General features: G+C 68.3%; 1 pseudogene. It reads right to left on the reverse strand.

From position 1 onward, the window contains the following. Nucleotides 1-230, reverse strand: a pseudogene (locus FVA95_RS30520) (acetolactate synthase large subunit); the annotation flags it as partial.

Genomic DNA, 230 nt, shown 5'->3' on the forward strand with positions numbered 1-230 from the left:
GGCATGCCCCTCGACGCCGTCGTCGAACAGCGGGCGGATGCCGCGGGCGGCCTGGATCTCGTCGTTGGAGGTGCCGGCGGCCACCATCGGCCAGACCTGCGCGTCGGCGCCGACGATGAAGTCGATCACCACCGGGCGGTCGTTGATCGCCCGAGCCTGGTTGATCACGTCGACGACGTCTTCTTCACGCTCACAACGCAATCCGACGCATCCGAGCGCCTCGGCCAACT

Origin of the sequence: Pseudonocardia sp. EV170527-09 (assembly GCF_008369905.1) — a bacterium.
Taxonomy (GTDB): domain Bacteria; phylum Actinomycetota; class Actinomycetes; order Mycobacteriales; family Pseudonocardiaceae; genus Pseudonocardia.